At 58.4% G+C, this 25,421-nt stretch carries 28 protein-coding genes; 15 read left to right on the top strand and 13 right to left on the bottom strand.

Going from position 1 to position 25,421, the window contains the following annotated elements:
- The first annotated feature begins 18 nt into the window (after positions 1–18).
- Positions 19–522, top strand: coding sequence for a cupin domain-containing protein (locus SERRSCBI_RS10720; protein ID WP_042784393.1), 504 nt, complete (start codon positions 19–21; stop codon positions 520–522).
- Here the strand turns inward: SERRSCBI_RS10720 and SERRSCBI_RS10715 are convergent.
- Positions 487–1,341: an aminoglycoside phosphotransferase family protein gene (locus tag SERRSCBI_RS10715; protein ID WP_033642940.1), complete on the bottom strand. Its 855-nt coding sequence runs from the start codon at positions 1,339–1,341 to the stop codon at positions 487–489. The genes SERRSCBI_RS10720 and SERRSCBI_RS10715 overlap by 36 nt on opposite strands.
- A gap of 181 nt (positions 1,342–1,522) precedes the next feature.
- On the opposite strand from SERRSCBI_RS10715, the gene SERRSCBI_RS10710 reads away from it, so the two are divergent.
- Positions 1,523–1,903, top strand: coding sequence for a RidA family protein (locus SERRSCBI_RS10710; protein WP_033644265.1), 381 nt, complete (start codon positions 1,523–1,525; stop codon positions 1,901–1,903).
- Between the two features lie 7 nt (positions 1,904–1,910).
- Here SERRSCBI_RS10710 and SERRSCBI_RS10705 read toward each other — a convergent pair whose 3' ends face one another.
- Entirely contained in the window at positions 1,911–2,291 is a 381-nt protein-coding gene (locus tag SERRSCBI_RS10705; protein ID WP_033642939.1) for a nuclear transport factor 2 family protein, read from the bottom strand.
- A gap of 276 nt (positions 2,292–2,567) precedes the next feature.
- Between SERRSCBI_RS10705 and SERRSCBI_RS10700 the strand changes: the two genes are divergently transcribed.
- A complete protein-coding gene (locus SERRSCBI_RS10700) occupies positions 2,568–2,837 on the top strand; it encodes a hypothetical protein (RefSeq protein ID WP_033642938.1) in 270 nt (89 codons plus the stop codon).
- Here SERRSCBI_RS10700 and SERRSCBI_RS10695 read toward each other — a convergent pair.
- Positions 2,834–3,226 carry a nuclear transport factor 2 family protein gene (locus SERRSCBI_RS10695; RefSeq protein WP_042784390.1) on the bottom strand — a complete coding sequence of 131 codons (393 nt, stop codon included), beginning with the start codon at positions 3,224–3,226 and terminating at the stop codon, positions 2,834–2,836. The genes SERRSCBI_RS10700 and SERRSCBI_RS10695 overlap by 4 nt on opposite strands.
- A gap of 200 nt (positions 3,227–3,426) precedes the next feature.
- Here SERRSCBI_RS10695 and SERRSCBI_RS10690 point away from each other — a divergent pair, with 200 nt between their 5' ends.
- The 4 genes from SERRSCBI_RS10690 to gstA all read left to right on the top strand — a co-directional run bounded on the left by SERRSCBI_RS10690 (position 3,427) and on the right by gstA (position 6,426).
- Positions 3,427–4,122 (top strand): HD domain-containing protein, encoded by a 696-nt coding sequence (locus SERRSCBI_RS10690; RefSeq protein ID WP_080376477.1) that lies wholly within the window; start codon positions 3,427–3,429, stop codon positions 4,120–4,122.
- 95 nt (positions 4,123–4,217) lie between these two features.
- Positions 4,218–4,481, top strand: a complete 264-nt coding sequence (locus SERRSCBI_RS10685) for a DUF3811 domain-containing protein (protein WP_033642935.1) — start codon at positions 4,218–4,220, stop codon at positions 4,479–4,481.
- 362 nt (positions 4,482–4,843) lie between these two features.
- Entirely contained in the window at positions 4,844–5,728 is an 885-nt protein-coding gene (gene dapA, locus SERRSCBI_RS10680) for a 4-hydroxy-tetrahydrodipicolinate synthase (protein ID WP_042784387.1), read from the top strand.
- A 92-nt stretch (positions 5,729–5,820) separates the two neighbouring features.
- Positions 5,821–6,426, top strand: coding sequence for a glutathione transferase GstA (gstA, locus tag SERRSCBI_RS10675; RefSeq protein ID WP_025302671.1), 606 nt, complete (start codon positions 5,821–5,823; stop codon positions 6,424–6,426).
- Positions 6,427–6,465: 39 nt separating this feature from the next.
- On the opposite strand, the gene pdxY is transcribed toward gstA, so the two are convergent.
- A complete protein-coding gene (gene pdxY, locus SERRSCBI_RS10670) occupies positions 6,466–7,326 on the bottom strand; it encodes a pyridoxal kinase PdxY (RefSeq protein ID WP_042784385.1) in 861 nt (286 codons plus the stop codon).
- A gap of 397 nt (positions 7,327–7,723) precedes the next feature.
- Between pdxY and SERRSCBI_RS10660 the strand changes: the two genes are divergently transcribed.
- Both SERRSCBI_RS10660 and SERRSCBI_RS10655 read left to right on the top strand, forming a co-directional pair.
- The gene (locus tag SERRSCBI_RS10660) at positions 7,724–8,116 is read left to right on the top strand and encodes a hypothetical protein (protein ID WP_156965096.1); all 393 of its coding nucleotides are present in this window, start codon (positions 7,724–7,726) and stop codon (positions 8,114–8,116) included.
- A 148-nt stretch (positions 8,117–8,264) separates the two neighbouring features.
- Positions 8,265–11,339 (top strand): hypothetical protein, encoded by a 3,075-nt coding sequence (locus SERRSCBI_RS10655; protein ID WP_042784381.1) that lies wholly within the window; start codon positions 8,265–8,267, stop codon positions 11,337–11,339.
- Positions 11,340–11,410: 71 nt separating this feature from the next.
- Here the strand turns inward: SERRSCBI_RS10655 and tyrS are convergent, their stop codons facing one another.
- From tyrS to anmK, 4 genes are all read right to left on the bottom strand, one after another.
- Positions 11,411–12,685 (bottom strand): tyrosine--tRNA ligase, encoded by a 1,275-nt coding sequence (gene tyrS / locus SERRSCBI_RS10650; RefSeq protein WP_033642931.1) that lies wholly within the window; start codon positions 12,683–12,685, stop codon positions 11,411–11,413.
- Between the two features lie 139 nt (positions 12,686–12,824).
- On the bottom strand, positions 12,825–13,478 hold the full coding sequence (pdxH, locus tag SERRSCBI_RS10645) for a pyridoxamine 5'-phosphate oxidase (RefSeq protein WP_033642930.1): 654 nt from the start codon (positions 13,476–13,478) through the stop codon (positions 12,825–12,827).
- A gap of 88 nt (positions 13,479–13,566) precedes the next feature.
- On the bottom strand, positions 13,567–13,869 hold the full coding sequence (locus tag SERRSCBI_RS10640) for an MliC family protein (RefSeq protein WP_042784380.1): 303 nt from the start codon (positions 13,867–13,869) through the stop codon (positions 13,567–13,569).
- Positions 13,870–13,914: 45 nt separating this feature from the next.
- Positions 13,915–15,036 carry an anhydro-N-acetylmuramic acid kinase gene (gene anmK / locus SERRSCBI_RS10635; protein ID WP_042784379.1) on the bottom strand — a complete coding sequence of 374 codons (1,122 nt, stop codon included), beginning with the start codon at positions 15,034–15,036 and terminating at the stop codon, positions 13,915–13,917.
- A 351-nt stretch (positions 15,037–15,387) separates the two neighbouring features.
- Here anmK and SERRSCBI_RS10630 point away from each other — a divergent pair, with 351 nt between their 5' ends.
- Entirely contained in the window at positions 15,388–15,852 is a 465-nt protein-coding gene (locus tag SERRSCBI_RS10630) for a glycine zipper 2TM domain-containing protein (protein ID WP_025159710.1), read from the top strand.
- Between the two features lie 93 nt (positions 15,853–15,945).
- On the opposite strand, the gene slyA is transcribed toward SERRSCBI_RS10630, so the two are convergent.
- Positions 15,946–16,377, bottom strand: coding sequence for a transcriptional regulator SlyA (slyA, locus tag SERRSCBI_RS10625; RefSeq protein WP_004931301.1), 432 nt, complete (start codon positions 16,375–16,377; stop codon positions 15,946–15,948).
- A 180-nt stretch (positions 16,378–16,557) separates the two neighbouring features.
- Between slyA and SERRSCBI_RS24095 the strand changes: the two genes are divergently transcribed.
- The 3 genes from SERRSCBI_RS24095 to SERRSCBI_RS10615 are packed head-to-tail and all read left to right on the top strand — an operon-like array spanning position 16,558 to position 19,695.
- On the top strand, positions 16,558–16,794 hold the full coding sequence (locus tag SERRSCBI_RS24095; protein WP_025159708.1) for a DUF1656 domain-containing protein: 237 nt from the start codon (positions 16,558–16,560) through the stop codon (positions 16,792–16,794).
- A 3-nt stretch (positions 16,795–16,797) separates the two neighbouring features.
- Complete coding sequence (locus SERRSCBI_RS10620) at positions 16,798–17,661, top strand: HlyD family secretion protein (RefSeq protein WP_042784377.1); 864 nt, start codon at positions 16,798–16,800, stop codon at positions 17,659–17,661.
- A 3-nt stretch (positions 17,662–17,664) separates the two neighbouring features.
- A complete protein-coding gene (locus tag SERRSCBI_RS10615) occupies positions 17,665–19,695 on the top strand; it encodes an FUSC family protein (RefSeq protein ID WP_042784376.1) in 2,031 nt (676 codons plus the stop codon).
- Here SERRSCBI_RS10615 and sodC read toward each other — a convergent pair whose 3' ends face one another.
- Positions 19,696–20,217 (bottom strand): superoxide dismutase family protein, encoded by a 522-nt coding sequence (gene sodC / locus SERRSCBI_RS10610; protein WP_033642927.1) that lies wholly within the window; start codon positions 20,215–20,217, stop codon positions 19,696–19,698.
- 241 nt (positions 20,218–20,458) lie between these two features.
- On the opposite strand from sodC, the gene SERRSCBI_RS10605 reads away from it, so the two are divergent.
- Positions 20,459–22,303 (top strand): polyurethanase, encoded by a 1,845-nt coding sequence (locus SERRSCBI_RS10605; protein ID WP_042784375.1) that lies wholly within the window; start codon positions 20,459–20,461, stop codon positions 22,301–22,303.
- 60 nt (positions 22,304–22,363) lie between these two features.
- Here the strand turns inward: SERRSCBI_RS10605 and SERRSCBI_RS10600 are convergent, their stop codons facing one another.
- The 3 genes from SERRSCBI_RS10600 to SERRSCBI_RS10590 form a co-directional block, all read right to left on the bottom strand.
- Positions 22,364–23,260, bottom strand: coding sequence for an aldo/keto reductase family oxidoreductase (locus SERRSCBI_RS10600; protein WP_033652596.1), 897 nt, complete (start codon positions 23,258–23,260; stop codon positions 22,364–22,366).
- Between the two features lie 100 nt (positions 23,261–23,360).
- Positions 23,361–23,600: a DUF1289 domain-containing protein gene (locus tag SERRSCBI_RS10595; protein WP_019455980.1), complete on the bottom strand. Its 240-nt coding sequence runs from the start codon at positions 23,598–23,600 to the stop codon at positions 23,361–23,363.
- Between the two features lie 21 nt (positions 23,601–23,621).
- Positions 23,622–24,551 carry a LysR substrate-binding domain-containing protein gene (locus SERRSCBI_RS10590; RefSeq protein WP_187174031.1) on the bottom strand — a complete coding sequence of 310 codons (930 nt, stop codon included), beginning with the start codon at positions 24,549–24,551 and terminating at the stop codon, positions 23,622–23,624.
- Between the two features lie 138 nt (positions 24,552–24,689).
- On the opposite strand from SERRSCBI_RS10590, the gene SERRSCBI_RS10585 reads away from it, so the two are divergent.
- Positions 24,690–25,331 carry an NAD(P)-dependent oxidoreductase gene (locus SERRSCBI_RS10585; protein ID WP_033652597.1) on the top strand — a complete coding sequence of 214 codons (642 nt, stop codon included), beginning with the start codon at positions 24,690–24,692 and terminating at the stop codon, positions 25,329–25,331.
- Positions 25,332–25,421 lie beyond the last annotated feature (90 nt).

The raw sequence follows: 25,421 nt of genomic DNA, 5'->3' as shown, positions 1-25,421 counted from the left end.
CCGTCACCAAGGAAGATTATGACCGAGAAAGCCGCGCTGTTGGCCCAGCGCTTGATACGCAATGTCGAACAGGTAGAGATGAAGCATGACCGGCGGCCGCCGCTGTATGACAGCGTCGGCGCTCGTCTCGGCACCGGCACCGCCGCCGACAAGCTGGGCGCCTCCTTCGATTGTGTGGCGCCGGGCATGCGTTCCTGCCCCTATCATTTTCACTACGCTCAGGAGGAAATGTTCATCATTCTGGAAGGCAGCGGAACGCTGCGGGTAGCCGGAGAAATGCTGCCGATCATCAGCGGAGATGTCATTTTCATTCCGCCTGGCCCGGAATACCCGCACCAGATCATCAACACCTCCGATGCGCCGCTTAAGTATCTGTCCGTCAGCACGCGCGAACAGCCGGAAGTGGTGATGTATCCGGACTCAGGTAAATACCAGGCGATGGCGCGCGGCAATGATGGCGAGCAGGTGCGTTATCTGCAGCGCCCTTCAGCCTCGCTCGATTACTGGCAGGATGAACCCTGAATCGCCGTCCGGCAACGTGAGATCCAGCGCGCGCGCCGCCAGTTCAGCGACGCGAAAATCAATGTCCGCCGCCTGCCCGTCTTCCATAAACCAGGCGGCGGAAAGCCCCGACCAGGCCAGGATCCATTGCAGCAGACGCCGGCGATCCAGCCCGGCCAACCGGCACACCTGTTCCACGCGGCGATGGAAAATGGCCGGATCGGTGGCGACGCCGTAGTTAGGATTGCAGAAGATGTTGGCGTAATCGAAGCCCCGTTCACCGTACAAACGCTTGGGATCGATCGCCAGCCAACCGCGTGCGCCAAAGTCCAGCACATTGTCATGGTGGATATCCCCGTGCAACACGCTTTCTTCTCGCGGGCTGCTCAACAGCTCCGCCGCCGCCGTGGCGCTGAGACGCAGCATGCCGCCGTGCGCCTGGGCCGCTGGCCACAGCGAGCTGAACCACTCCTGCAACGGGATAAGCTCAGGCAACGGCGCCGCCCGCGGCGCATGCAAGGCGGCGATCGCCCGGCACAGGATCTGCGTGGCTTGTTCATCGTCGCCGTCACGCACCAGCTGCGCCAACGACCCTTCGCCCTGCGCGCGCTCCAGCAAAATGCCGTCGTCGTGCCACGCCAGCACCTGCGCGGCGCCTTCTCCACGCCACCAGCACATCAGCTGCCCGCCGAAGCGCTCCTCCTGCTCGCGGGCGATCTTCAGCATGGCCGCCGCGCCCCGGTAACGCACCGGCATCAATAGACTGCTGTGGGTTTCGAAGGCTTTGCCGTCCTGCTCCAGCCGCCAGCGCTGCAGGTAAGGCGTAAAAAGCGGGTTCATCGTCTCTGCGTCCTTGTTGCCGATCTGCGCCGCACTGTCACATTCGCGTGAGAGACGGCGTATAACATAAAGGGGGATGATTCTCTCAGATATCATCGGCGTGCGGCGCTTTGCCGCGTTTTCTCCAGTATCCTAACCAAGTTTGTCGATTTTATTAACCGGTCTTGCGCGGGGTTTGACCATGACATCATTAAAACGCATTAATTATCCGCAATTGCCTACGCCGGGTGGCCCTTATGTGCACGCCGTGCGCCACGGCGATCGCCTGTACGTATCTGGCTTGACGGCCTTCGCCACCGACGCGCAGGGCTTGAGCGCGCCGCAGCAAACGCAGGAGATCCTTGAGCAATTGGCGACCATCGCCGCCAGCGAAGGCGTCAATCTCAAGGCATTGATTAAAATCAGCGTGTTCCTGACCGACATCGCCGATCTGGCGAGCGTGCGCCCGGTGCTGTTTGACTATTTCGACGGCGCGCTGCCGGCCTGTTCATTGATGGCGGTCAGCGCGTTGTTCTCACCCGCAGTGTGCGTAGAGATAGAGGCGGTGATGGCGTTGCAATAAGGCGCGGCTAGAGCGCGCCTTCGTCCGGCACGCAGGGGCCGATCTTGAACCAGGCTTTGGCGATCCGCCCCTGTTCCACTTCGTAAATGGCGATGACATCCATTTTGCCGCGCCCCTGCGGGAAGTTGCGCGTCACCACCTCCTGATCGACCACCATATTCCCCACCGCCATGCGTTTTATTCGTTCGCCGTACAGGCTCGGCTCGCGAAAGCGCGCCAGATGCCGTTCGCGGATCGCCGCCTTGCCGCTGGCCAGCAGCGTGTCGGGGTGTTCGTAATACTGCGCGTCATCCGCCCAACAGGCCATAAAGGCCTCGATATCGCGGGCGTTATAGGCGTCAAGCTGTTGTTGAACCACATCCTGCGGGCGTGCCGTCTTATCGTTCATCATGTTCTCCTGCCGAAGTTAACCGCCGCATGCGTCGAACCCATCACGTTAACCGCCCAGTGCTACGGCTTGATGACACAGCGACGATTGAATAAAAACCCATAAATAGCGAATAAATAACCTATCACACCCGATAAACAATACCAGCGTCTGCGCATAAATTTTCAGCGTGCCCCGGGGAACGCTGAAAACCGCCTGACGGCGTGCGTTAATCTTTGCGGCAGTTGGCAGGATTCTGCTAATTTAGCGTGAACAGCCTGATGATAACGAAACGCTATGCAGCAAAAACCGGTGTTGGACGAAGCCAGACAGTTAAAACGACTCAACGCCGCCACGCGGCGCCAATCCCATATGTACAAATGGATCGCGCTGATTGCTGCGCTGGATGCGCTGTTGGTGTTTTGGTATGACCGGGATATGCGCAACGTCACCTTCTCGGGAGCGGTTGCGCTGGTGTGCGGCTATTTGTGGATCCGCGATCGCAACAAGGCTCGGGGTTACCGGCGCGAGTTTGACCGCAAATTCGGCAAGCACAGCGGCGATTAAGGCTGCATCGCTTCCAGCACTTTAGCGCTGTCGACAATCTGCACGAACTTCACGATCTTGCCGGCGCGCACCGTATAAATATGCGCAAAGGAGGCGCTGAAGGTTTTGCCGGTGGCCCGGTAAGTGCCGTGATAAAAACCCTGAGCAATCACGTTGTCGCCGGCGTCGTAAAAGTGATCGACATCGGCGCGGTAACCTTGCCATTCGCTGCCCAAACGCTGATGCACGTTCTTGATGATATTCTCCGGGCCGATATAAGTACCGGCGTAAGGGAAACCGGCGGCTTCGGTCCACTCGGCATCGGGGGACAGCGCCGCCAGCAGATTACGGCCGTTTTCTTCGGAACTGCCTTCGTAAGTCGCGCGCACTATCTCAAGAGGGGTTGGCATGTCTCTTCTCCCATGGCTGATAAGGATATTCCGACCATCTCCGCGGACACAGGCTCTCACCAGGCGGAGACGGCGGAATGCGGCTATTCTAGGTTGCTTGTTTCGCTGCAAAAACCGCAGTTGTGACAATAGTAGGTTGCACTTTAGTAAACAATAGTCGTCTTCTGTCATTCTCTCGACCTCCGACGCGGCTATGCTGATTGCCCGATTTCCCCCAACAGGAGCTGAACGTGTCTTTACCCTCGCTAACGCAAGAGCTGTTACAGCCGTTTTCCCCCTACCAGACGCTGGCGCAAACGCTGCTGCCGCTCACCCTCGAATCGGACGATGGCTCGCACGATGTGGCGCACCTACACCGAGTCTGGAAGAACTGCCGCCGCATCAGCAAGCTGGAAGGCGGCGACCGGCGCATTCTCTGCGCGGCGGTGCTGCTACATGACGCCGTGGCGGTGGAAAAGAATTCGCCGCAGCGTCACCTGGCTTCGCGCATGGCGGCGCAGCAAGCCACGCTGACGCTGACCCGGCTTGAATGGTCGCCGGCGGACATCGCGGCGGTGGCCCACGCTATCGAAGCACACAGTTTTTCCGCCGGCATCCCTCCGCAAACGCTGGAAGCGAAGATCCTGCAGGACGCCGATCGTCTCGACGCCATTGGCCTGATTGGCGTAGCCCGCTGCTTCTATATCGGCGGCCGCATGCGCAGCGCGCTGTATGACGCTGCGGATCCGCGGGCCGAACATCGTCAATACGATGACAAGCGTTTCAGCCTGGATCACTTCGAAACCAAGCTCTTCAAGCTGCAAGACGGCTTCCAGACCGCCGCCGGGCGACAGATGGCCGAGCAGCGCACCGAACGCATGCGGCGCTTTGTCGACGATCTGCTGGAAGAGGTGTAACCTGGGCTTACGGGGCATTTTCGTTATGCCCATAACATTTTCGGTCACATAACGCCGTTAAACTGAAAGCCAACTTCACCGAACGGGCGGCAAAGATGAAAAAGTTGACGTTGAAAGAGATGACGGAAAGCGAGCAACGAGAAGTCAAAACCGAGCTGGACAAAGCGCGTAAAAGCCACGGCCGGCCGCTGACCAACGCCGAACAGCACAAGGTCAAAGATGAAGTGGTGGCGCGCATCATGGCCGCCAGAGCGAAGCTCGCCAAGGCAGAGCGCGCGGAGCGCAAGGCCAACCGCTACCGACCAAGCGGCGACACCTTCAGCTGGTCCGCCACCATCGGTACCCGCCCGCCGCGCTGAATCAGCCAAACAATCCCCGCCGCCGCGGGGATTGTCGTTTATTAGCCAAACTCATCTGCCCTCACCCATCATGAATAACAATGTTATCAATCTGTTGTAAATTGACAGCCTGATGAAGAATATTCATTATCACCTCCACATCCTCTTTTCACGAGACTGCCATGACCTATCCGCGCAACGTTAATACACCGATTCTCCCGGCGTTGCCCGTTGGCGGTTTGGCGGCGGTTACATCAAAGAAACAGACGCTCATTTGACCGGGGCGAGCTGTCCCGTCAGATGAGCTGACTGGATGGCCTGCAATGCCCCGCCTTCAATTTTCTCATCTGGCTTCTCTGTCGGTCACACAGAAGGAATATTTTATGGCCTCATTTTCGGGTATTTGGGTAGCGATGGTTACCCCTTTCAATCAAGATGCCGTCGATCTGCCGGCGGTTAAACGCCTGGCGCGGCACCTGCTCGACGCCGGCATCGACGGTCTGGTGGTCTGCGGCTCTACCGGTGAAGCCGCCGCGCTAAGCAAGGAAGAACAGCTGGCGGTGCTCGACGCCGTGCTGGAGGTGGCGCCCGCCCATCAGGTGGTGATGGGCCTTTCCGGCAATAACATGGCCGCCACGCTGCAGATGCAGCAGGCCATTCAGCTGCGCGACATCGCCGGCGTGCTGATCCCGGCGCCTTACTACATCCGCCCTTCGCAATGCGGCCTGATAGACTATTTCACCCAGTTGGCCGACGCCTCCACCGTGCCGGTGATCCTGTACAACATTCCGCAGCGCACCGGCATCGCCATGGAGCTGGCCACGCTGCGCCGGCTCGCACGTCACCCGCGCATCACCGCCATCAAGGATTGCGGCGGCAACCCTGACGCCACCATGGCGCTGATCGCCGACGGCGAAATCGATGTGATGACCGGGGAAGACAATCTGATCCTCACCACGCTGTGCCTCGGCGGCACCGGCGCCATCTCCGCCGCCGCGCATGTTCACCCGGAACGTTTCGTCCAGCTGGTGCAGCAAGTCGCCGCCGGCGATCTGGCCGCGGCGCGCAGCAACTTCTATGAGCTGTTGCCGATGATCCACCAGATGTTCAGCTTCCCGAATCCGGCGCCGGTCAAGACCGTGCTGGCCCAACAGGGGCTGATCGCCAACGAACTGCGCTCGCCGATGCAGGTGGCGCCGCAGGCGCTGCAGCAGCAGATCGCCGCGACGCTGGCGCAGCTGCAGCCCGCCGAGGCGATCGTCGGTTAAATTTGTTAGCTAAGCCGCTGTAATTTTGGCGCTGTGGGACTACGATGAGAGGTTAAGCATGCCCGTCATTCGTCATCAACAAGGAGCTTCCGATGAAACTGTTCTATAAAGCCGGCGCCTGTTCGCTGTCCCCGCATATCGTGCTGCGTGAGGCAGGGCTGGATTTTACGGCGGAGAAGGTCGATCTGGCGCAGAAGAAAACCGAGAGCGGTGCCGATTACCTCGCCATCAACCCCAAGGGACAGGTACCGGCGCTGCTGCTGGATGACGGCAGCCTGCTGACCGAAGGCGTGGCGATCGTGCAATACCTGGCGGACCGCGTACCGGACCGCAACCTGATCCCGGCGGCGGGCACCCTGTCGCGCTACCACGCGATCGAATGGCTGAACTACATCGCCACCGAGCTGCACAAAGGGTTCAGCCCGCTGTTCAACCCGAAGACGCCCGAGGAATATAAAACCATCGCGCGCGCCAGGCTGGAGCAGCAGTTCAGCTATCTGGATTCGGTGCTGGCGAAGCAGCACTTCCTGTTGGGAAGCCGTTTCAGCGTGGCCGACGCCTACCTGTTCACCGTGCTGCGCTGGGCATTCGCCTTGCAGTTCGATGTGCGCAAGCACGCCCATCTGGCGGCCTGGTTCGATCGCGTTGCGGCGCGCCCGGCGGTAGATGCGGCGCTGAACGCCGAAGGATTGAAGTAAGGTTCAGCCCCGGCGGCTCTCGCCGGGGCCCGATGCCGCTTACAGTTTTACCGCTCTGAACTCGCTGCGCGGCTGCACGATCCGATCCTGCGCCGCCACCACCTGCAATTCATACTCGCCCATCGCCTGCGTGGTCAGCATCACCTCATACACGGCGGCGGTCACGTGCTCCAGCGCTTTATCCAGCGCCTCGCCCTTCAGCAGATCCACCAGCAGCAGACCACTGGTCAAATCGCCGACGCCGACCGGCTGACGCGCCCCGAAGTCCACGAGCGGCCGGCTAATGTGCCAGGCTTCGTCCGCCGTCACCAGCAGCATTTCGAAACAGTCGGTGTGATAGCCGGCACGGGCCAGGTGCTTGACCAGCACCAATCGCGGCCCCTTGGCGATCAGCGAACGAGCGGCCTGCACCGCGTCGTCCACGTTGGCGACGGCCATCTGGCTCAGCATTTCCAGCTCCAGCAGGTTCGGCGCCACCATGTCGCTGCACGGCAACGCCTGACGGCAGTGAAACTCGGCCACCCCCGGCGCCACGATGCAGCCCTTTTCCGGATGTCCCATCACCGGATCGCAGAAATACCAGGCATTCGGATTCGCCTGCTTAACCTGACGCACGATCGCCAGAATATGGTCGCCCTGCTCCGGCGAACCGATATAACCGCTCAGCACCGCATCACAGCGCTTCAGTTGATCGATATTGGCGATGCCCTGCGCGATATCGCTCAGGTGGCTGGCCGGCATGACGCAGCCGGTCCACTGACCGTATTGCGTATGGTTGGAGAACTGCACCGTGTTCAGCGGCCAGACGTTGACGCCCATGCGGCGCATCGGAAACTCCGCCGCACTGTTGCCGGCGTGACCAAACACCACGTGCGACTGGATAGAAAGAATGTTTTTCATCGGAACAACTGACCTCGCCATGCCGTGTGCATCAGCCCGCGGCGAAATGAAAATGGGTGCATAACGCGAAAACGTCATGCCGGCGCTGTTAAAAACAAGAAATGAGAGGAATTTTTATGCTTTCGACGGCGGCGTATTGTAGCGAAAAGTCCGATTCAAAAAAAGCCGAGAACCGCATGCAAGGCCTCTGCGACCTGAAAATCCGGGATCTTCCCACGGCCGCTGAATTGCATTTCGACGACGATAGACTTTACTTACTTGCCAATGTTGCTTTTTCACGACGCCATGGAGAATGCCATGAGTTTATTAAAACTACAGCAAGACGTTGCCATTCTATTCTACGCCACGCTGGGCAAAAAAGCCGACGATAACGCCCTGATCTATTTCGCTAAACAACTTGAATCGTTCTTGGGTCTTCAACGCCAAGTCATCAGGCGAGATCGTCATTTACGGTGAACTGAGCCAAACGGAACAGGTCAACGCGTTGTTTGACTCACTGGCTGTCAGCCCCAGCGATTCCGCGCAGGACATATTTAACCAGGCCCTGACGAAAATAACGCATGGCAACGGTGAAGCCCTATTGCAAAGCGTCGGTGTGGTTAAGCTAGGTAATAATGCTTATATTATTATTGACAATAATAACAACCAAAAACTTGATTCTCAGGATATTATTTTCTCGCTAGGCAATAAAGACATCCACGATATCACGACCCATCTTCATTATCAGGCGCCAGTCATCACGCTTGCCGGCAACACCGCCGCACCCGCAACGGAATTAGCCATGGCCTGATGGTCATTAGCGGCCGCCTCGCGTCGTGGGTGGCCGCACTTTCAACAAATACAGAATTTCCTTAGGTTCACTCGCATTGCAATCAGGCTGTTTTGGGCTGTACTTGTCGATGCCTCGCACTTATTTTAACAACACACAGGGAAATATCATGAGCCTACTGACCTTGCAACAAGGTGTAGCCAAGCTGTTCTATGCCACATTGGGCAAAAAAGCCGATGATGACGCGTTGAATTATTTCGCCAAAAAACTGGAGAAAGGCGATTACACGCAAAGTGAATTAGCCAATATGTTTATTCGTTCGCAAGACGGGCAACATCGCTACGATGGCCTGACCACCAGCCAAAAAATACAATACATCTATCAGAATACCACCGGCGCACAGCCGGATGCCTTGACGCTGAACGCGCTCACCACGCAGGTCAACGCGGGAAAATCTCTCGGCAACCTGACGACTGAGTTGATCGCCAACGTCATAAACTACACGGGCAACGATGCCGGACTGCAAGCTCAACAACAGCATTTGCAGACGATCGTCAACACCACGCTGTATCCTTCAGAGCTGGTGCAACCGTCACAGCTCTCTGCAGCAGCAGATGTACAAGGTCTCTATTATCTGCTCGGTAGCATGACCCATTCCGCCGCCGTCCAATACTGGAGCGACCTACTGGTTAGCGGCAAGAAAAACACCGTCGACATCGCCAATGCATTCATCGCCACGAAAAGCTATATCCATTCACTCAGCAACGACGATTTTGTCAGGAAAATATTTTCGACGGGGTTTGGTAAAAGCGCCAGTGAGAGTGACCTGCAAAAATACGTGACGGGATTGAACGATCACAGTGAAACACGCGGTGATGTCATAGTGCGCATGATGGATGACATCAGAAATGACGCCGCCGCCACCACCGCCAAGCAAAACTTCACGGCGGCAACTCATGTATATGGACCAGGTGAATTACCGCCGCCCGTTTATACCGAAGCGGTGATGGCGCTGTACCTGACGGTTGCCGGAACCGCCGCTGACGCCACTGCGCTCGATACCTTTAGCCGTTTGTTGGCCAGCGGCACCTCTCACAGCGATCTGCTTAAAATGTTGTCAAGCGCCTACCAATTCCGCAACGCCGGAGATTATCAAAAGATTTACCTCAAACTCTATGGCCAGCCACTCGACAGCGCTTCAGCGCAGGCTATCCTGCTGAAGGCCGGCAACGACAATATCAAGGCTTCCTCGCTGATTATCGATGCCTTCCGCGAAGGCAAATTCCCACTGGATAATCACCCCTACCCGCCCCAGGCCAGTCTGCTGAAAAACTTCGATATAAAATTGGGCGATGCATTGGGCTATCAACGGGACTTCAACGGAACGTTAAGCCTGTCAGATAGCGGTAAACTGGTGGCCAGCATTAATGGCAGAGGGGATCATGAGGTCACCAATGCCGAGATAGTCACGTTGAGTCAGATCAACCTCAACGTCAATACGCCCACGAACCTTGATGTGACAGCCTTGAAGAATGTTAATTCCATCGTGCTGTCCGGTCTCTATGCTACGAACACCATGGTGCTCTCTTCGCTGGGCAATAAATTCGTTTCTCTGCGCCTCAACGATGCCAATATCGCCAATGCGGATGCCGCTTTACCCATCAGCTTTTTAAACGTCGTGGTTGAAGGAAGCAGCAGCCTGAACAATGCCCATACCAGCCTGATGGCGAAAAACTTGCTCTGGGCCGGCAATGGCGTCAACGGCGGCGCCAACCATATCGGCAGCCATTTTTTGGCAGAGGCTAAATCCGCGAGTTCGTCCACTATCACAATGCTGTCAGCTAACTTCATTACCAAATCAGTTTATCTGACCACAAATCAGCTCGGTAATCTCGACGGCAGTATCGTCAGCAACGTCAACCAATTCAGATATTTTGACTATATCGATCTGACTCACTACAAAGGAACCGGCGACATTTATCTCGACGGAAAATGGGTTGCCAGCGAAGGCAGCAAGGTCTTCGACTTTGGTCTTTTCAGCCAAAATGCCGGCATCCACAACGCGGCTTACGCCAACGTATCCTCCCTCACCCAAGCCGAGTTGCCCCTGAGCAACGGCAACGGTTATACCGGCCACGCCGGTGGGATTATTTCAGCTTATTCCGGCGACCTGACACTGCTTAACGTCAGCAATGACTCGTTCAAACTGGCCGGCGGTCTGACAAGCAACAGCCATATTCATATTCATGATACCCGGCAAAGCGATACCCGCTTTACGTTGGAATTCACCAAAGACAGCGGCAAGTTCTTCGATTTGGATATGGGCACGTTCAGCTTTACCTCTGACCATAAACAAACGCTGGAAGTCTATATGGGCAGCAACGCAGAAATGGTGCAAAACCGCACCATGACGCTCAGCGGCGGGGATAACTCAATTTCCGACCTGCTACTGACCGGTGCGATGTATGCCGGCGATCAAGCACTGGTGCTCAACCTCACCGTCGCGGCGGATTTCAGCGATAATCTGCAAACCATTCGCGGAAACGACTACATCGATCGCCGCTTTTATTCGGATATGAAGCTGCAGTTAGTGGCGGAGAAAGGCGGCACCGGTGGCGGCAGCTTCTACAACACATTGAACTCCTTGGCCAACAAAGACGATTTCAGCACTGTCATCAACGAATTGAACGGGCATCAACTGACCATTGACGATACCGGCCTGACGGTGTTGAAAGCACAGGTAAAAGGTAATACCACGGTGGACTCGGCACGGACACTCTCCTTCAGCGACAGTAAAATAGATGACATGGTCACCTTGAACGTCGGCTATCAGAATAGCGTGATCAATGTCGGTGATGCCGCCAGCCAATGGGTCTTCTCCAAGGCCGGCGATAAAACCGCCACGCTGTATGGCAGCGCGACCAGCGCCACCGAACTGCAGGCGGCGTTTAGCGGTCTGACGGGCGCCAACAACGCCCAGGCGCTGTTCTCGCAGGTTCTGGCGAAAATGACCAACGGCGCCAGCACCCACCAGTTGGCGGAAGTCGGTTTGCTGAAACTGGATAAATCGGTCTATGTCATCGTGGATAAAAATCATAACCAGACGTTTGACGCCGATGATGTGGTGTTCTCGATCGGCAATCAGGATCCCTATCTGGCCGCCGTCTCTCTGCACTACCATGCGCCGGCCGTCACCGTGAACGGTCTTGCGGCCGAAAATTCGCCGTCGGAGGCGTTTGCCTAATCTTCATCCGCGCCATGCGAAAAAAAAGCCCGGGGAGAACCCCGGGCTTTTCATGTCATGTAGCCTGACGCTTACTGCCAGTCCACCAGGCAGTAGTGTTTCTTGCCGCGGCGCAGCAGCGTGTAACGGCCAAACAGACGGTCCGCATCGCTGAAGCGGTATTCGGCATCCGACTGTTTCTCGCCGTTGATGGTCACCGCGTTGGAACCGATCATGGTGCGCGCCTGGCCACGTGACGGCACCAGTTCGGCATTCACCAGCGCCTGCTGCAGATCGGCGTCGCGCTCAAGTTTGATGGTCGGCATGCCGTCCTGCGCCAGCTGGGCGAAGTCCGCTTCGGTCATGTCATGCAGCGCGCCGGAGAACAGGCTCTGGGTGATGCGCTTGGCGGCCGCCAGGCCTTCCGCACCGTGCACCATGCCGGTCACTTCTTCCGCCAGCACGTACTGGGCGCGCGGCGCCTTGCCGCTGTTCTTGTCTTCTTCTTCCAGCGCGTTGATCTCTTCCAGGCTCATGAAGGTGAAGAACTTCAGGAAGCGGTAAACGTCGGCATCGGCGGTGTTGATCCAGAACTGGTAGAACTTGTACGGGCTGGTTTTTTCCGGCGCCAGCCAGACCGCGCCGCCTTCGGTTTTACCGAACTTGGTGCCGTCTGCCTTGGTGATCAATGGCACGGTCAGGCCGAACACCTGCTTCTGATGCTGACGACGCGTCAGATCGATACCCGAGGTGATGTTGCCCCACTGATCGGAACCGCCGATCTGCAGCTCCACCTGGTGGCGGTTGTACAGCTCGGAGAAATCGAAGCCCTGCAGCAGGTTGTAGGAGAACTCGGTGAAGGAGATGCCGGAGTCGTCGCGATTCAGGCGCTGCTTGACCGCTTCCTTGTTGATCATCTGGTTGACGGAGAAGTGCTTGCCGATATCACGCAGGAAGGTCAGCACGTTCATGCCGCCGAACCAGTCGTAGTTGTTGGCCGCGATAGCGCTGTTGCTGCCGCAGTCGAAATCGAGGAACGGGGAAACCTGTTTGCGGATCTTCTCCACCCACTCGTTCACCGTATCGGTGGTGTTCAGCTTGCGCTCCGCCGCTTTGAAGCTCGGATCGCCGATCAGGCCGGTGGCGCCGCCCACCAGCGCTACCGGTTTGTGGCCGGCCAGCTGGAAGCGCTTCAGGCACAACAGAGGAACCAGATGGCCCAAATGCAAGCTGTCAGCGGTCGGATCGAAACCGCAATACAGTGCAATTGGCCCTTGCGCCAGTCGCTCCGCTAACGCTTCCTCATCCGTAACCTGGGCAACGAGGCCCCGCTCTTGCAGTTGTTTAATCAAGTTGCTGCTTGCCATCAATGACTCCATGTATAAACGAATGCACCTTTGCCGGTACACGGCCTTTCGCCCAGTGGCGAAATAAAAATTCAGGGTAGCGCATAGAATAAAGCGCCGGCGGCGTCAGCACCAGCGCTTAGAGGGGGATTTTACGTCTTCAAGGTGCCAGTCGGTCAATTTTCCAGTCATTCCCGTCCCGCTGATACAGGAAACGGTCATGCAGGCGGTGGGCGCCGCCCTGCCAGAACTCGACGGAGTCGAATTTCACGCGGAATCCGCCCCAGAAACTCGGCAACGGCACCTCGCCCTGCTGGAACTTTTGCTTCAACTCGAGGAATTTGCTTTCCAGCACGCCGCGCGCGGAAATGCGTGACGACTGCTGCGACACCCAGGCGCCAATTTGGCTGTCCTTCGGCCGGCTATGGAAATACTTCAGCACTTCGAGGGTCGACAGGCGCTCCGCCTGACCGAGGAAAATCACCTGACGATCGAGCATGTGCCAGGGGAACAGCAGGCTGATATGCGGGTTTTGCGCCAGCTGCTGCGCCTTGCGGCTGCCGAGGTTGGTGTAAAACACCAGCCCCTGCTCATCGAAATGCTTGAGCAGCACGATGCGCTGATACGGCTGGCCGCGTTCGTCGACGGTGGCGACGCACATGGCGGTCGGATCGGCCAGGCGCGCGTCGCAGGCCTGTTTCAGCCAACGCTCGAACAGCTCGAGCGGATTGGCGGTCAGATCGTTGCGGCGCAGGCCGCCTCGGGTATATTCACGGCGCAGGTCCGCAACATCAAACTCATTCTTTTCAATCATCTGGGTTATCGACCAACTGAAAAATCCGTCGTTACATTCTGCGCCTGCGGCGCCAGGAACTCAATCGCTCCGACGCCGCCGCTGACCGTCACTCCGTCAACACGCAGTCGCTCATGACTACCTTGCCGTTGCGCTCAAGATAGGCATTGCGGTCTTTCGACCAAAAAGTGTATTTGCCGTCGCTGTATTTGGCGCCGGTCAACGCCAACACCTGCTTGAGATGCAGCTGTTCGCCATCCATCAGCAGGCTGACTTCGCTCGCCTTGCCGTCGAGCGCCACCGTCAACGGCGTGGTGCCGCACTGGTAGTGCATCGTCTGGCTGCTCTGCGGCAGGATATAGCTGCAGCCGGACAGCGCCAGCGCGCCGGCGATGAAAATGACTTTTTTCATGCTGTTGCTCCTTAGAAAAATCCTTCACAGGCTATCCTAACAGAGCTAGCGCCCCCCGAATGGCAAAACCGGATAAATCCCACCCAGCACCGTTTCACGGCTGGCGCCGGTCACCGAAGGCAGGTTGCCGGCCTGGCCGGACAGCGTGCGAAACGCCAGCCAGGCGAAGGCCAGCGCCTCCATGTCGTCACCGCTGACGCCGCAATCGTCGGTCAGGCCGACCTCGGTGCCCGACAGCAGCGCCGACAGGCGCGCCATCAGCAGCGTGTTGCGCGCCCCGCCGCCGCAGACCAGCAGGCGCTCACACCCGCCGGCCAGCTGCACCTGTTCGCTGATGCTGACGGCGGTCAGCTCCGTCAGCGTGGCCTGCACGTCGACCGGCGCAAACGCCGGTAATCCGGCCAGCTGACGCTCCAGCCAGGCGATGTTGAAATACTCGCGGCCGGTGCTTTTCGGCGCAGGCAGCGCGAAGTAAGGGTCCGCCAGCATCTGCTGCAACAGCGGCAAACAGACGCGCCCCTGCATGGCCCAGCCGCCGTCCTGATCGTAAGGTTGTGCGCAGTGGCGCCAGATCCAGGCGTCCATCAGCATGTTGCCCGGCCCGGTGTCGAAACCGCGCACCGGCGCACCGGGCAACAGCAGAGAGAGGTTGGCGATGCCGCCGATGTTCAGCACCATACGTCGCTCGACGGGATGCCCCAGCAGCGCCTGATGAAACGCCGGCACCAGCGGCGCGCCCTGCCCGCCGTAAGCCATGTCGCGCCGGCGGAAATCGCCGACGGTGGTGATATTGGTCAGTGCGGCGATGCGGTTATTGTCGCCGAGCTGCATGGAGAAACGCGCGTCGCCTTCCGGTTCGTGCCATACCGTCTGGCCGTGGCAGCCGATGGCGGTGATATGATCCGCGTCGATGCCGGTTTGCTTCAGCAGGCCGAGCACCGCCTCGCCAAACAGCGTGCCCAGCTGTGCGTCCAACCGGCCGACGGCGGCCAGCGTGGTTTGCTGCCCCTGGCACATTCCCAGGATCTCTTTTTTCAGCGCGATCGGCATCGGATGGCTATAGCTGGCCTGCTGCGCCACCATGCGATCGTCAATCGCGGCCAATACCACATCGATTCCGTCCAGACTGGTGCCGGACATGACGCCTATATAGCGGCCTGACTTCATAGCAACATCCTCTAACCCGCACGGTAAGCAAATTTTATCCTGACAAATAAACCAGAATTGACGAATTAACGCCATGAATTATGATGCTTTTTTTACGCGCCGTGAGCCAGGTGCGTCGCTGTGGCACATTTTATGTGTTAAACCGTGCGTTAACCGGCAACGGAATGTCGGTGAGGCTGTCATAAAGGTAAACCGCGGTTTATTATTGGTTGAACAGAGAAAAGTTAAGCTGCGTGCAGCGATGAGGCATGGCGCTGTATCAACTTTCAGCCATACTTTGTCTATCATTTTCACTGAATCTTGCCTGGTGAGCATTGCCAGGTTATGGACTACTACCATCAGGAGTTTTATATGATCAAGCGTCTTCTCGTCGTTGCCGTCGCCGCCGTTACGTTGGCTGGGTGTGCCAATGAATCCATGTCCGGCGATGTCTACTCGTCCTCGCAGGCCAAGCAGGTGCAGAACGTCACTTACGGGACGCTGGTTTCCGTGCGTCCGGTTAAAATTCAGGGCGGCGAAGGCTCCAACGCCTTGGGGATGATCGGCGGCGCGGTAATTGGTGGGCTGTTGGGCAACACCGTTGGCGGCGGCACCGGCCGTACGCTGGCTACCGCGGCGGGCGCTATCGCCGGCGGCGCGGCGGGCAACAGCATCGGTGAAGTGGCCGGTCGTACCTCAGGCTACGAGCTGGAAATCAAAACCGACCAGAAAGAGAACATCGTCGTGGTGCAGAAAGCAGGCGACACCAAGTTCAGCCCGGGTCAGCGCGTGCGCATGGCGCGCATGGGCGACACCATCACCGTCTCTCCGCTGTAAGTCAGCAGGCGGCACACGGCAAACCGGAGGCAATCGCCTCCGGTTTTATTTCTGATGCTGTGAAACTGTAATCGTAGAAAAATAAGAATATTATTATTTGTTCTGCAGTTCGGTGATATTTTGTTCTAACTTGCCAATCAGCCCTACCAACAGATGCACTTCGTCGGCGGTAATGCCGCTTAAAATCTCACTGCGCGTAGACGTGATCACACTGTCGACTTCCCTGATGATCGGATCGGCCGCTTCGGTCAGCTTGATGCGCTTCGCGCGGCGATCGTTGGCACAGGTGTGACGCGTGATAAGCCCCTTCTCCTCCAGTTGGTCCAGCGTGCGAACCAGTGACGGTTGCTCGATACCGATCGCCTTGGCCAGCTGGATTTGCGACTGCTCCGGCGGCAAGCGATTGATATTGTGCAACGTAACCCAATGCGTTTGGGTCAGCTCCAACGGCTTGAGCCGATGATCGATGAGCGCTCGCCAAACACGAACCAATCGTGCTAAATCTGAACCTAATGTTGACTCCACTTACCCCTCCTTATAATTAGCATGCTAACATTACCTCCCAGAGCTTAGACTATTTTGGGTAACTCACATTAAAAACACAAATGTATATAATGTATATTGTGGAAATAACCACTATTTTTAACCGCTATTGTTTAATCGTTATGCAAATATTCAACATATTCACCCGTAGGGATTGTTAATGTGAATACATCATGGTTACACGCCTCATCGCCCTTACCCGATTTGGTCCTGGGGGCATCGCTTTATTTTCCACCCATATTTAAAGCTTTTTTGCTAGGACTGGTCTTATGGTTGCTGATTCATCAGCTGCTCAGGGACTGGATGTATTCCGGTGAAATCTGGCACCCCATGTTGATGGACCTGTCCATTTTCGTCCTGACCGTCAGCGGTTCCTTATGGATTTTAGCGAGTTGGTAACCCATGCAGCATAAAACATTAAAATACTTTTCTACGGTGATCGTCTGCGCCATTGCCGTCTGCGCCGGTTGGTGGCTCTGGAATTATTATATGCAATCCCCATGGACCCGTGACGGAAAAGTGCGCGCAGAACTCGTCAATATCACCCCTGAGGTTTCTGGAAGATTAGAGAAAATAAGTGCGAATGACAATCAATTCGTACCTGCGGGAAGTCTGATTTTTACCCTCGACCCGGTGCCTTATCAGATCGCGCTGAACAATGCCGAGGCCGCGGTGGCAAAAGCGCAATCGGATCTGGCCAAGGCGGACCATGAAGCCGCCCGACGCCGCGGGTTGCCGCGCAACGTTATTTCCGCTGAAGATTTGGATGAGTCCAATTTAGCCGCTCAGGCAATGAAGGCCGCCTATAAAGCCGCCCTGGCCAACCTGGAACAGGCCAAATGGAATTTGAGCAAAACTAAAATTTACGCGCCGACCGACGGTTATATCACCAATCTGCAGTCGCGGGTCGGGAACTACGCCAACGCCGGCACGCCTTTGGTCGCACTGGTGGATGTCCATTCGTTTTATGTACTCGGTTATTTCGAAGAAACCAAGCTGAAACATATAAAAGAAGGCAATAAAGCCGATATTGTCTTATATAACGGCAACACCCCGTTGCAGGGGGAAGTAGAGAGTATCGGCCGCGCCATTTACGATCAGAGCGTTGACAGCAACAACGATCTATTAATGGATGTTAAGCCCAATGTTCCCTGGGTGCGTTTGGCTCAGCGCGTGCCGGTGCGGATAAAATTGCTCAACGTGCCCGCCGATTTGACGCTGGTTGCCGGCACCACCTGCACCATTTCGATTCATCAGCGGAACTAAAGTGTGAACCTGCCCTTTCTGGAGTGGAGCCGTACCCCCTGGGGTAAAGCGACCGGCGGCCAATGGCGCTATGCGCTGCGCAACTCGCTGGCGATGTGTCTGGCGCTGTGGGTGGCGTTCGTGCTCGAGCTCGACGAACCTTATTGGGCGCTCACCTCCGCCGCGGTGGTCAGCTTCCCCACCATCGGCGGCGTGATCAGCAAAAGCATCGGCCGCATCTTCGGCAGCCTGGTGGGCGCCGCCGCCTCGGTGGCGATCGCCGGCCACTGCCTGAACGATCCCTGGCTGTTCACGCTGTTCATCGCCGCCTGGATCGGGCTATGCACCTATTTCTCCAACCATTATCAAAACAACGTTTCCTACGCGTTCGCGCTGGCGGGCTATACCGCCGCCATCATCGCCTTCGGTACGGTCAACGTCACCGATACCCAGCAGATCTTCGATATCGCCCAGGCGCGGGTTTGCGAAGTGATCACCGGCATTCTGTGCGGCGGGCTGATGATGATGATCCTGCCCAGCACCTCCGACGGCGAAGCCTTGCTGACTTCGCTGCGGCGCATGCAGCAGCGGCTGCTGGAGCACGCCGCCATGCTATGGCAGCCGGAGGTCACCGCGCAGATGCGCACCTCGCACGAAGGGGTTATCGGCCAGATCCTGACCATGAACCTGCTGCGCATTCAGGCGTTTTGGAGCCACTACCGCCTGCGGCGGCAAAATAACCTGCTCAACTATCTGCTGCACCAGCAGCTGCGCATTACCAGCGTCATTTCCAGCCTGCGCCGCATGCTGCTGAACTGGCCGGATCGTCCCGCCAATCTGATGCCGGTGCTGACGCAACTGCTGGATGAATTGCGCGATCCCGCCACCGATAAATATCGCTTGGCGCGCCTGCTCCAGCAGATCGCCCCGCAAGATGCAGCGGACTACCGCCATCGCGCCTTCTGGCTGCGTTTGCGTGATTTCTGCTGGCTTTATCTGCGCTGCAACCGCTGGCTGCAGCGATTGGAAAGCGCCACGGCGGTCAGCGATCTCCAGCCGCCGCGCGTCACCTCGCTGGCGCGCCATACCGACAGCTACGAAGCCGCCTATAACGGCCTGCGCACCTTTTTATGCATCGTGATCGGCTGCGCCTACTGGATCAACACGCAGTGGGACGCCGGCAGCGCGGCGCTGACGCTCACCGCCATCAGCTGCGTGCTCTACTCCTCCACGCCTTCGCCGATCAACAGCGTCAGCACCTTGCTCAAGGCGGTGCTGCTGCTCTCGGTCGCCTGCTTCGTGGTGAAATTCGGTTTGATGATCCAGATTGACGATTTCTGGGTGTTCTGCGCCTTCCTGTTCCCGATCCTGGTGACCATGCAGATGCTCAAGCTGCAGAATCCGCCTTATGCCGCGCTTTGGGGGCAGCTGATCGTCTTTATGGGCTCATTTCTGACCGTCAGCAATCCGCCGAGCTATGACTACCAGTCCTTTATCAATGACAACATCGGTAAAATTGTCGGTGTGCTGCTGGCCGGGCTGGCGTTTCAGATCCTGCGCCCCAGCTCGGACAAGCGAAAGAGCCGCCGTATTATCCGCGCGCTGCGCCGCGACTTTATCGATCAGTTGAGCAAAAAGCCGCAGCAGAGCGAAAGCCAGTTTGAATCGCTGATCTACCATCGCATCAGCCAGCTCAATCAAAGTCAGGATCAGGAGGCGCGCACCTGGTTGCTGCGCTGGGGCGTGGTGCTGCTCAACTGCAGCCATATCGTCTGGCAGCTGCGCGACTGGCAAACCCGCTCAGATCCGCTGTCGGCGGTGCGCAACGTCTGTATCCACTGCCTGCGCGGCATCATGACGGAGAAAGGCGTACAGCACAGTTCGCTGGACGCCACGCTGCAAGAACTGCTGCGCATGAGCAACACCCTGGCGCACCACCCGGAACAGGCGGCGCGCGATCTGGCCGGCCTGATTTGGCGGCTCTACTGCTCGCTGCAGCAACTGCAACAGGCCATTGGCCAGCCCGCCGCCACAGCGGCCGTCAGCGGCAGATGATCACTTGATCACGCCGCAGGCGAAGCGCTCACCACCGCCGCCGAGCGGCAGCGGATGATCCGAGTGATTATCGCCGCCGGCGTGCACCATCAGCGCCTTGCCCTCAATTTCACTGATTTTTTTCAGCCGCGGCGCCAACACCGGGTCGTTCGCCATGCCGTCGGCGGTCACATAGATGGCCGGCAAATCGCCCAGATGCCCGTCGGCATACGGCCCGAGGTGTTTCCCGGTTTTTTGCGGATCAAAATGCCCGCCGGCCGCCAGCGCCGCCACCGCCTTACCGTCCTTCATGCCCGGCTCGCAGCTGCCTTTCTCATGCACATGGAAACCGTGCACCCCGGCCGGCAAGGCTTTCAGGCTCGGCGTGAACAGTAAGCCGTAAGGCGTTTCGCTGATGGCCACTTTGCCGATATCCTGACCGATGCCCTGCCCGGTCACCAAGTTCATCTCAACGTCGACCGTCGCCGCCTGAGCGGCCCCGCAGGCCATCAGGCCAAGCGCCGCATACCAATAACGTTTCATCAATCAGTCTCCTTAATGACTATATCGAGTTATCAGTATAGGAGAGCCAGCGCCAGCACTGTTAACCAACGCACAATCTCGCCAATTTGATTCGCGGGCCTAATATTTAGCACCAATAATAATTCTACCGATGTTGGTCCTCTGACCAGCTGTCGTTCGGCTAACGTTGTTTCCCTGTTTCCACCGCCGACGCGCGAGAGTTCACTTCCCGGCCAGGCGGCATACTTCATAAGGAACTGATATGGGCATCTTTAGCTATAAGGATCTGGACGAAAACGCGTCAAAGGCGCTGTTTTCCGACGCCTTGGCCATCTCTACCTACGCTTACCACAATATCGATAACGGCTTCAATGAAGGCTATCACCAGACCGGTTTCGGCCTCGGTCTGCCGCTGACGCTGATCACGGCGCTCATCGGCAGCACCCAATCGCAGGGCGGCCTGCCCGGTCTTCCCTGGAACCCCGACTCCGAACAGGCCGCGCAGGACGCGGTGAACAATGCCGGCTGGTCAGTGATCGACGCCGCGCAGTTGGGTTACGCCGGCAAAACCGATGCGCGCGGCACCTACTACGGCGAAACCGCCGGTTACACCACCGCTCAGGCCGAGGTGCTGGGCAAATATGACAGCGAAGGCAATCTCACCGCCATTGGCATCTCATTTCGCGGTACCAGCGGCCCGCGCGAGTCGCTGATCGGCGATACCATCGGCGATGTGATTAACGATCTGTTGGCCGGGTTCGGGCCGAAAGGCTATGCCGACGGCTATACGCTGAAGGCCTTCGGCAATTTGCTGGGGGACGTGGCGAAATTCGCGCAGGCCCACGGGCTGAGCGGCGAAGACGTGGTGATCAGCGGCCACAGCCTCGGCGGGCTGGCGGTCAACAGCATGGCGGCGCAGAGCGACGCCAACTGGGGCGGCTTCTACGCGCAGTCCAACTATGTCGCCTTCGCCTCGCCGACCCAGTACGAAGCCGGCGGCAAGGTGATCAACATCGGCTATGAGAACGATCCGGTGTTTCGCGCGCTCGACGGCACCTCGCTGACCCTGCCGTCATTGGGCGTTCACGATGCGCCGCATACCTCCGCCACCAACAATATCGTCAACTTCAACGACCACTACGCGTCGGACGCCTGGAATCTGTTGCCGTTCTCCATTCTCAACATTCCAACCTGGCTATCCCACCTGCCGTTCTTCTATCAGGATGGCCTGATGCGGGTGCTGAACTCCGAGTTTTATTCGCTGACCGACAAAGACTCGACCATCATCGTCTCCAACTTGTCGAACGTCACGCGCGGCAGTACCTGGGTGGAAGATCTGAACCGCAACGCGGAAACGCACAGCGGGCCGACGTTTATCATCGGCAGCGACGGCAATGATTTGATCAAGGGCGGCAAAGGCAACGACTATCTCGAGGGCCGCGACGGTGACGATATCTTCCGCGACGCCGGCGGCTATAACCTGATCGCCGGCGGCAAAGGCCACAATATCTTCGATACCCAGCAGGCGTTGAAAAACACCGAGGTCGCCTACGACGGCAATACGCTTTACCTGCGCGACGCCAAAGGCGGCATTACGCTGGCGGACGACATCAGCACCCTGCGCAGCAAAGAAACCTCCTGGCTGATTTTCAGCAAAGAGGTGGATCATCAGGTGACCGCCGCCGGATTGAAATCGGATTCGGGCCTCAAAGCCTATGCAGCCGCCACCACCGGCGGCGACGGCGATGACGTTCTGCAGGCTCGCAGCCACGACGCCTGGCTGTTCGGCAATGCCGGCAACGATACGCTGATCGGCCATGCCGGCGGCAACCTGACCTTCGTCGGCGGCAGCGGCGATGACATTCTGAAGGGGGTCGGCAACGGCAATACCTTCCTGTTCAGCGGCGATTTCGGCCGCGACCAGCTGTATGGCTTCAACGCCACCGACAAACTGGTATTTATCGGCACCGAGGGCGCCAGCGGGAATATCCGCGACTATGCCACGCAGCAAAACGACGATCTGGTGCTGGCCTTCGGCCACAGCCAGGTCACGCTGATCGGCGTCTCGCTCGATCATTTCAACCCCGATCAGGTGGTGTTGGCCTAAAGACCGACGTAAAAAAAGCCGGGCGCTTTCGCCGCCCGGCTTTCCTCTTTCTACCCCGTCTCAGGGCACGTCATACCCCAACGCCGCCTTGCGAATGCGGAACCACTGCTGGCGGTTCAGCGCCAGTTTCTGCGCCTTCAACGCCGAACGCACCCGCTCGATCTTGCCGGAGCCGATAATCGGCAGCGGCGAAGACGGCAGGCGCATCACCCAGGCGTAAACCACCTGTTCAATGGTCTCGGCGCCGATCTCTTGCGCCACCCGCTGCAGCTCGTCGCGCAGCGGCTGGAACTCGGCGTCGTTGAACAAGCGGCCGCCGCCCAGGCAGGACCAGGCCATCGGTTTGATGCGCAGCTGCTGGCACTGGTCGAGCGTGCCGTCCAGGATCGCCGGTTGGTGAATCGGCGAAATTTCCACCTGATTGGTGACCAGAGAGAACGGCAGACGCGACTGCAGCAGTTGGAACTGCGCGGGCGTAAAGTTAGAGACGCCGAAATGGCGCACCTTGCCGCTTTTGTGCAGCGCGACAAAGGCTTCGGCCACGTCGTCAGCGTCCATCAACGGATCCGGGCGGTGGATCAGCAACAGGTCGAGGTAGTCGGTATGCAGATGGCGCAGCGAGTGTTCCGCGCTCTGTACGATATGATCGCGATCGGTGATGTAGTGGCCGATCGGGTTGCCGGGCTTGGCGGTGGTGGCGATGCCGCACTTGCTCACCAGCTCCAGCGACTGCCGCAACGCGGGCTTCAGGCGCAGCGCGTCGCCGAATGCCTGCTCGCAGGCATAACCACCGTAGATATCTGCGTGATCGACGGTGGTGACGCCCAGTTCGACATGCTGTTCGATAAACGTCAGCAGCTGCTGCGGCGACATGCCCCACTCCATCAACCGCCAGTAACCGCAAATCATGCGGGAAAATTCAGGCCCCTGCGGCGCGAGACGAATGCGTTCTACCATTGCGAAAACCTCATGACATTAGTTGTCAGCCAGCATACACAAGCCGGTGAGGCGCAGGGAAGCGCAAAGGCGCATGAACGTGCGGCAGATCAGGAAAGGGTCAAAACAGCGAAGGCTGTTCCGGCAGCGGCTCGTCGGGGGCTTTGTTGGCGCGCTGCAGGCGCAGGAAACGTTGGCGACACAGACGCAGCACTTCGCGCTTTTGCGCGTCGCTCATGCTCATCCAGCCGAACCGCTCCTCGCGGCTGCGCAGGCAGCCACGGCAGAAACCGCGATCGTCGGCCTGGCAAATGCCGCGACACGGGCTGGGGATGTCGAAAAACTCAAGCTGCTGTGCCACGGGCCCTCCTGCATTCTCCTGCTAATTGAAGACGTCATCGCCGCCGCTGGCAAGTCCCTTTTCGCCATTGCGGCGAAAATAGTCGCGCAAATAGCGCAGCGCCTGGCGGCTTTTCTCCGGCATAGTGCGTTCCAGCGTCAGCGCGTGCAGCCGCAGCGGCGCCGGCCGCCACTCCGGTAACAGCAGCAACAGCTCGCCGCGCTGCAGTTCGTCGCCAATTTCATACAGCGGCTGAACGGAAATGCCCAGGCCGGCGCGGGTAAAGGCGCGCATCACGTTCATGCTCTCGCTGACGATCTGCCCCTCCGCCAGCCGCAGCTTGACCTGCTGGCCGGATTGATGCAGCAAATCCAGATGGGCCCCGCTGTAGCCGCTGGAGATCCAACGGTGCTGCACCAAATCCTGCGGCTTTTCCGGCACCCCATGCTGGCTGAGGTAACGCGGCGCCGCGCACAGCACCATCGGCCACGCCGTCAGCGGGTGAGCGATCATATTGGCGTCCGCCAGTTGACGATTGGCGCGCAGCGCAATGTCGACCCGCTGTTCTATCATGTCGACGATGCGATCGTCCGCCAGCACCCGCAGCGTCAGCTTGGGATGCGCCTGCAACAGCGGCGCCAGCGCCTCCGCCAACGAGCGGCCGCCGATGCCGACCGGAGTGGCGATGCGCAGCTCGCCCACCAGCGTGTCCCGCAGTTCCGCCAGCCGCTGCTCCGCCTGCTGCGCCTGTTGCAACATCGCCTCGCAGCCGGGATAAAACGCCGCCCCCGCCTCGGTCAACGCCAGACGGCGGGTGGAGCGGTGCAACAGCGGCACCCCGAGCGCCTTCTCCAGCGAGCGCATATGCTGACTGACCGCCGACGGCGTCATGCCCAGCCGCCGCGCCGCACCGGCCAACGATCCCTCCGCCACCACGGTGGCGAACACCGCCATTCGATTGAGTTTATCCACGATTATGAAGTTTTACTTAATCAAGAAAGCATGAATATGGCACTAATCACGGCTATTGTTAAGGACTAGAGTAGATCCCACGCAGCAGGCGCATCGGCCTGCCTTACGATACTGAACCATCCCTGAAGGAGCATACAGATGAAAGTAGCCATTATTGGAGCAACCGGTTTTGTTGGCCGCCGTGTGGTGGATGAAGCGCTGGCTCGCGGCATTCAGGTAACGGCGATCGCCCGTCAGAAAAAAGATTTGCCGGACCACGCCAATCTGACCGTCGCGCTGGGCGACGTCGCCGATACCGCCTGGCTGGCGGGGCAGTTGCACGGTCAGGATGCGGTGATCAGCGCCTACAATCCCGGCTGGGGTGAAGACAACCTGTATGAGAAGACTGCGCGCGGCGCCCAGCAGATCCTTACCGCGGTCGAGCAGGCAGGCGTCAAGCGCCTGTTGGTGGTAGGCGGCGCAGGCAGCCTGGAAGTGGCGCCGGGCGTTGAACTGGTGGATACGCCGCAATTCCCGGAAAATATCCGCCCCGGCGCGCAGGCGGTGCGCGATCTGCGCAATAAACTGCGCAACGAATCAGCGCTCGACTGGACCTATCTCTCTCCGGCCGCCCTGCTGGAACCGGGCAAACGCACCGGCCAGTTCCGCCTCGGCACCACGCAGCTGCTGATGAACGGCGACGCGCCGGCCAGCATTTCGGTGGAAGATCTGGCGGTGGCTATCGTCGATGAGATTGAAAAACCTCAGTTTATTCGCGCCCAATTCACCGCCGCCTACTAATTCCCCTCACCGCCAGGCCACCGGCCTGGCGTTTTCCCGCGTTCGCCGCCGCCAGTATTCTGAATTTCTAAGGTTTTCTTAAGTTTCATC

The sequence above is a fragment of the Serratia sp. SCBI genome (assembly GCF_000747565.1).
Taxonomy (GTDB): Bacteria; Pseudomonadota; Gammaproteobacteria; order Enterobacterales; family Enterobacteriaceae; genus Serratia; species Serratia ureilytica.
Note: the sequence above shows the minus strand (reverse complement) of the source record. Positions and strands in the feature narration are given on the sequence as shown.

What these genes read in the sequence shown, in the direction of transcription:
- SERRSCBI_RS10720 (WP_042784393.1), top strand. Translation starts at nt 19, where the DNA reads ATGACCGAGAAAGCCGCGCTGTTGGCCCAGCGCTTGATACGCAATGTC.
- SERRSCBI_RS10715 (WP_033642940.1), bottom strand. Translation starts at nt 1,341, where the DNA reads ATGAACCCGCTTTTTACGCCTTACCTGCAGCGCTGGCGGCTGGAGCAG.
- SERRSCBI_RS10710 (WP_033644265.1), top strand. Translation starts at nt 1,523, where the DNA reads ATGACATCATTAAAACGCATTAATTATCCGCAATTGCCTACGCCGGGT.
- SERRSCBI_RS10705 (WP_033642939.1), bottom strand. Translation starts at nt 2,291, where the DNA reads ATGAACGATAAGACGGCACGCCCGCAGGATGTGGTTCAACAACAGCTT.
- SERRSCBI_RS10700 (WP_033642938.1), top strand. Translation starts at nt 2,568, where the DNA reads ATGCAGCAAAAACCGGTGTTGGACGAAGCCAGACAGTTAAAACGACTC.
- SERRSCBI_RS10695 (WP_042784390.1), bottom strand. Translation starts at nt 3,226, where the DNA reads ATGCCAACCCCTCTTGAGATAGTGCGCGCGACTTACGAAGGCAGTTCC.
- SERRSCBI_RS10685 (WP_033642935.1), top strand. Translation starts at nt 4,218, where the DNA reads ATGAAAAAGTTGACGTTGAAAGAGATGACGGAAAGCGAGCAACGAGAA.
- dapA (WP_042784387.1), top strand. Translation starts at nt 4,844, where the DNA reads ATGGCCTCATTTTCGGGTATTTGGGTAGCGATGGTTACCCCTTTCAAT.
- gstA (WP_025302671.1), top strand. Translation starts at nt 5,821, where the DNA reads ATGAAACTGTTCTATAAAGCCGGCGCCTGTTCGCTGTCCCCGCATATC.
- pdxY (WP_042784385.1), bottom strand. Translation starts at nt 7,326, where the DNA reads ATGAAAAACATTCTTTCTATCCAGTCGCACGTGGTGTTTGGTCACGCC.
- SERRSCBI_RS10655 (WP_042784381.1), top strand. Translation starts at nt 8,265, where the DNA reads ATGAGCCTACTGACCTTGCAACAAGGTGTAGCCAAGCTGTTCTATGCC.
- tyrS (WP_033642931.1), bottom strand. Translation starts at nt 12,685, where the DNA reads ATGGCAAGCAGCAACTTGATTAAACAACTGCAAGAGCGGGGCCTCGTT.
- pdxH (WP_033642930.1), bottom strand. Translation starts at nt 13,478, where the DNA reads ATGATTGAAAAGAATGAGTTTGATGTTGCGGACCTGCGCCGTGAATAT.
- SERRSCBI_RS10640 (WP_042784380.1), bottom strand. Translation starts at nt 13,869, where the DNA reads ATGAAAAAAGTCATTTTCATCGCCGGCGCGCTGGCGCTGTCCGGCTGC.
- anmK (WP_042784379.1), bottom strand. Translation starts at nt 15,036, where the DNA reads ATGAAGTCAGGCCGCTATATAGGCGTCATGTCCGGCACCAGTCTGGAC.
- SERRSCBI_RS10630 (WP_025159710.1), top strand. Translation starts at nt 15,388, where the DNA reads ATGATCAAGCGTCTTCTCGTCGTTGCCGTCGCCGCCGTTACGTTGGCT.
- SERRSCBI_RS10620 (WP_042784377.1), top strand. Translation starts at nt 16,798, where the DNA reads ATGCAGCATAAAACATTAAAATACTTTTCTACGGTGATCGTCTGCGCC.
- sodC (WP_033642927.1), bottom strand. Translation starts at nt 20,217, where the DNA reads ATGAAACGTTATTGGTATGCGGCGCTTGGCCTGATGGCCTGCGGGGCC.
- SERRSCBI_RS10605 (WP_042784375.1), top strand. Translation starts at nt 20,459, where the DNA reads ATGGGCATCTTTAGCTATAAGGATCTGGACGAAAACGCGTCAAAGGCG.
- SERRSCBI_RS10600 (WP_033652596.1), bottom strand. Translation starts at nt 23,260, where the DNA reads ATGGTAGAACGCATTCGTCTCGCGCCGCAGGGGCCTGAATTTTCCCGC.
- SERRSCBI_RS10585 (WP_033652597.1), top strand. Translation starts at nt 24,690, where the DNA reads ATGAAAGTAGCCATTATTGGAGCAACCGGTTTTGTTGGCCGCCGTGTG.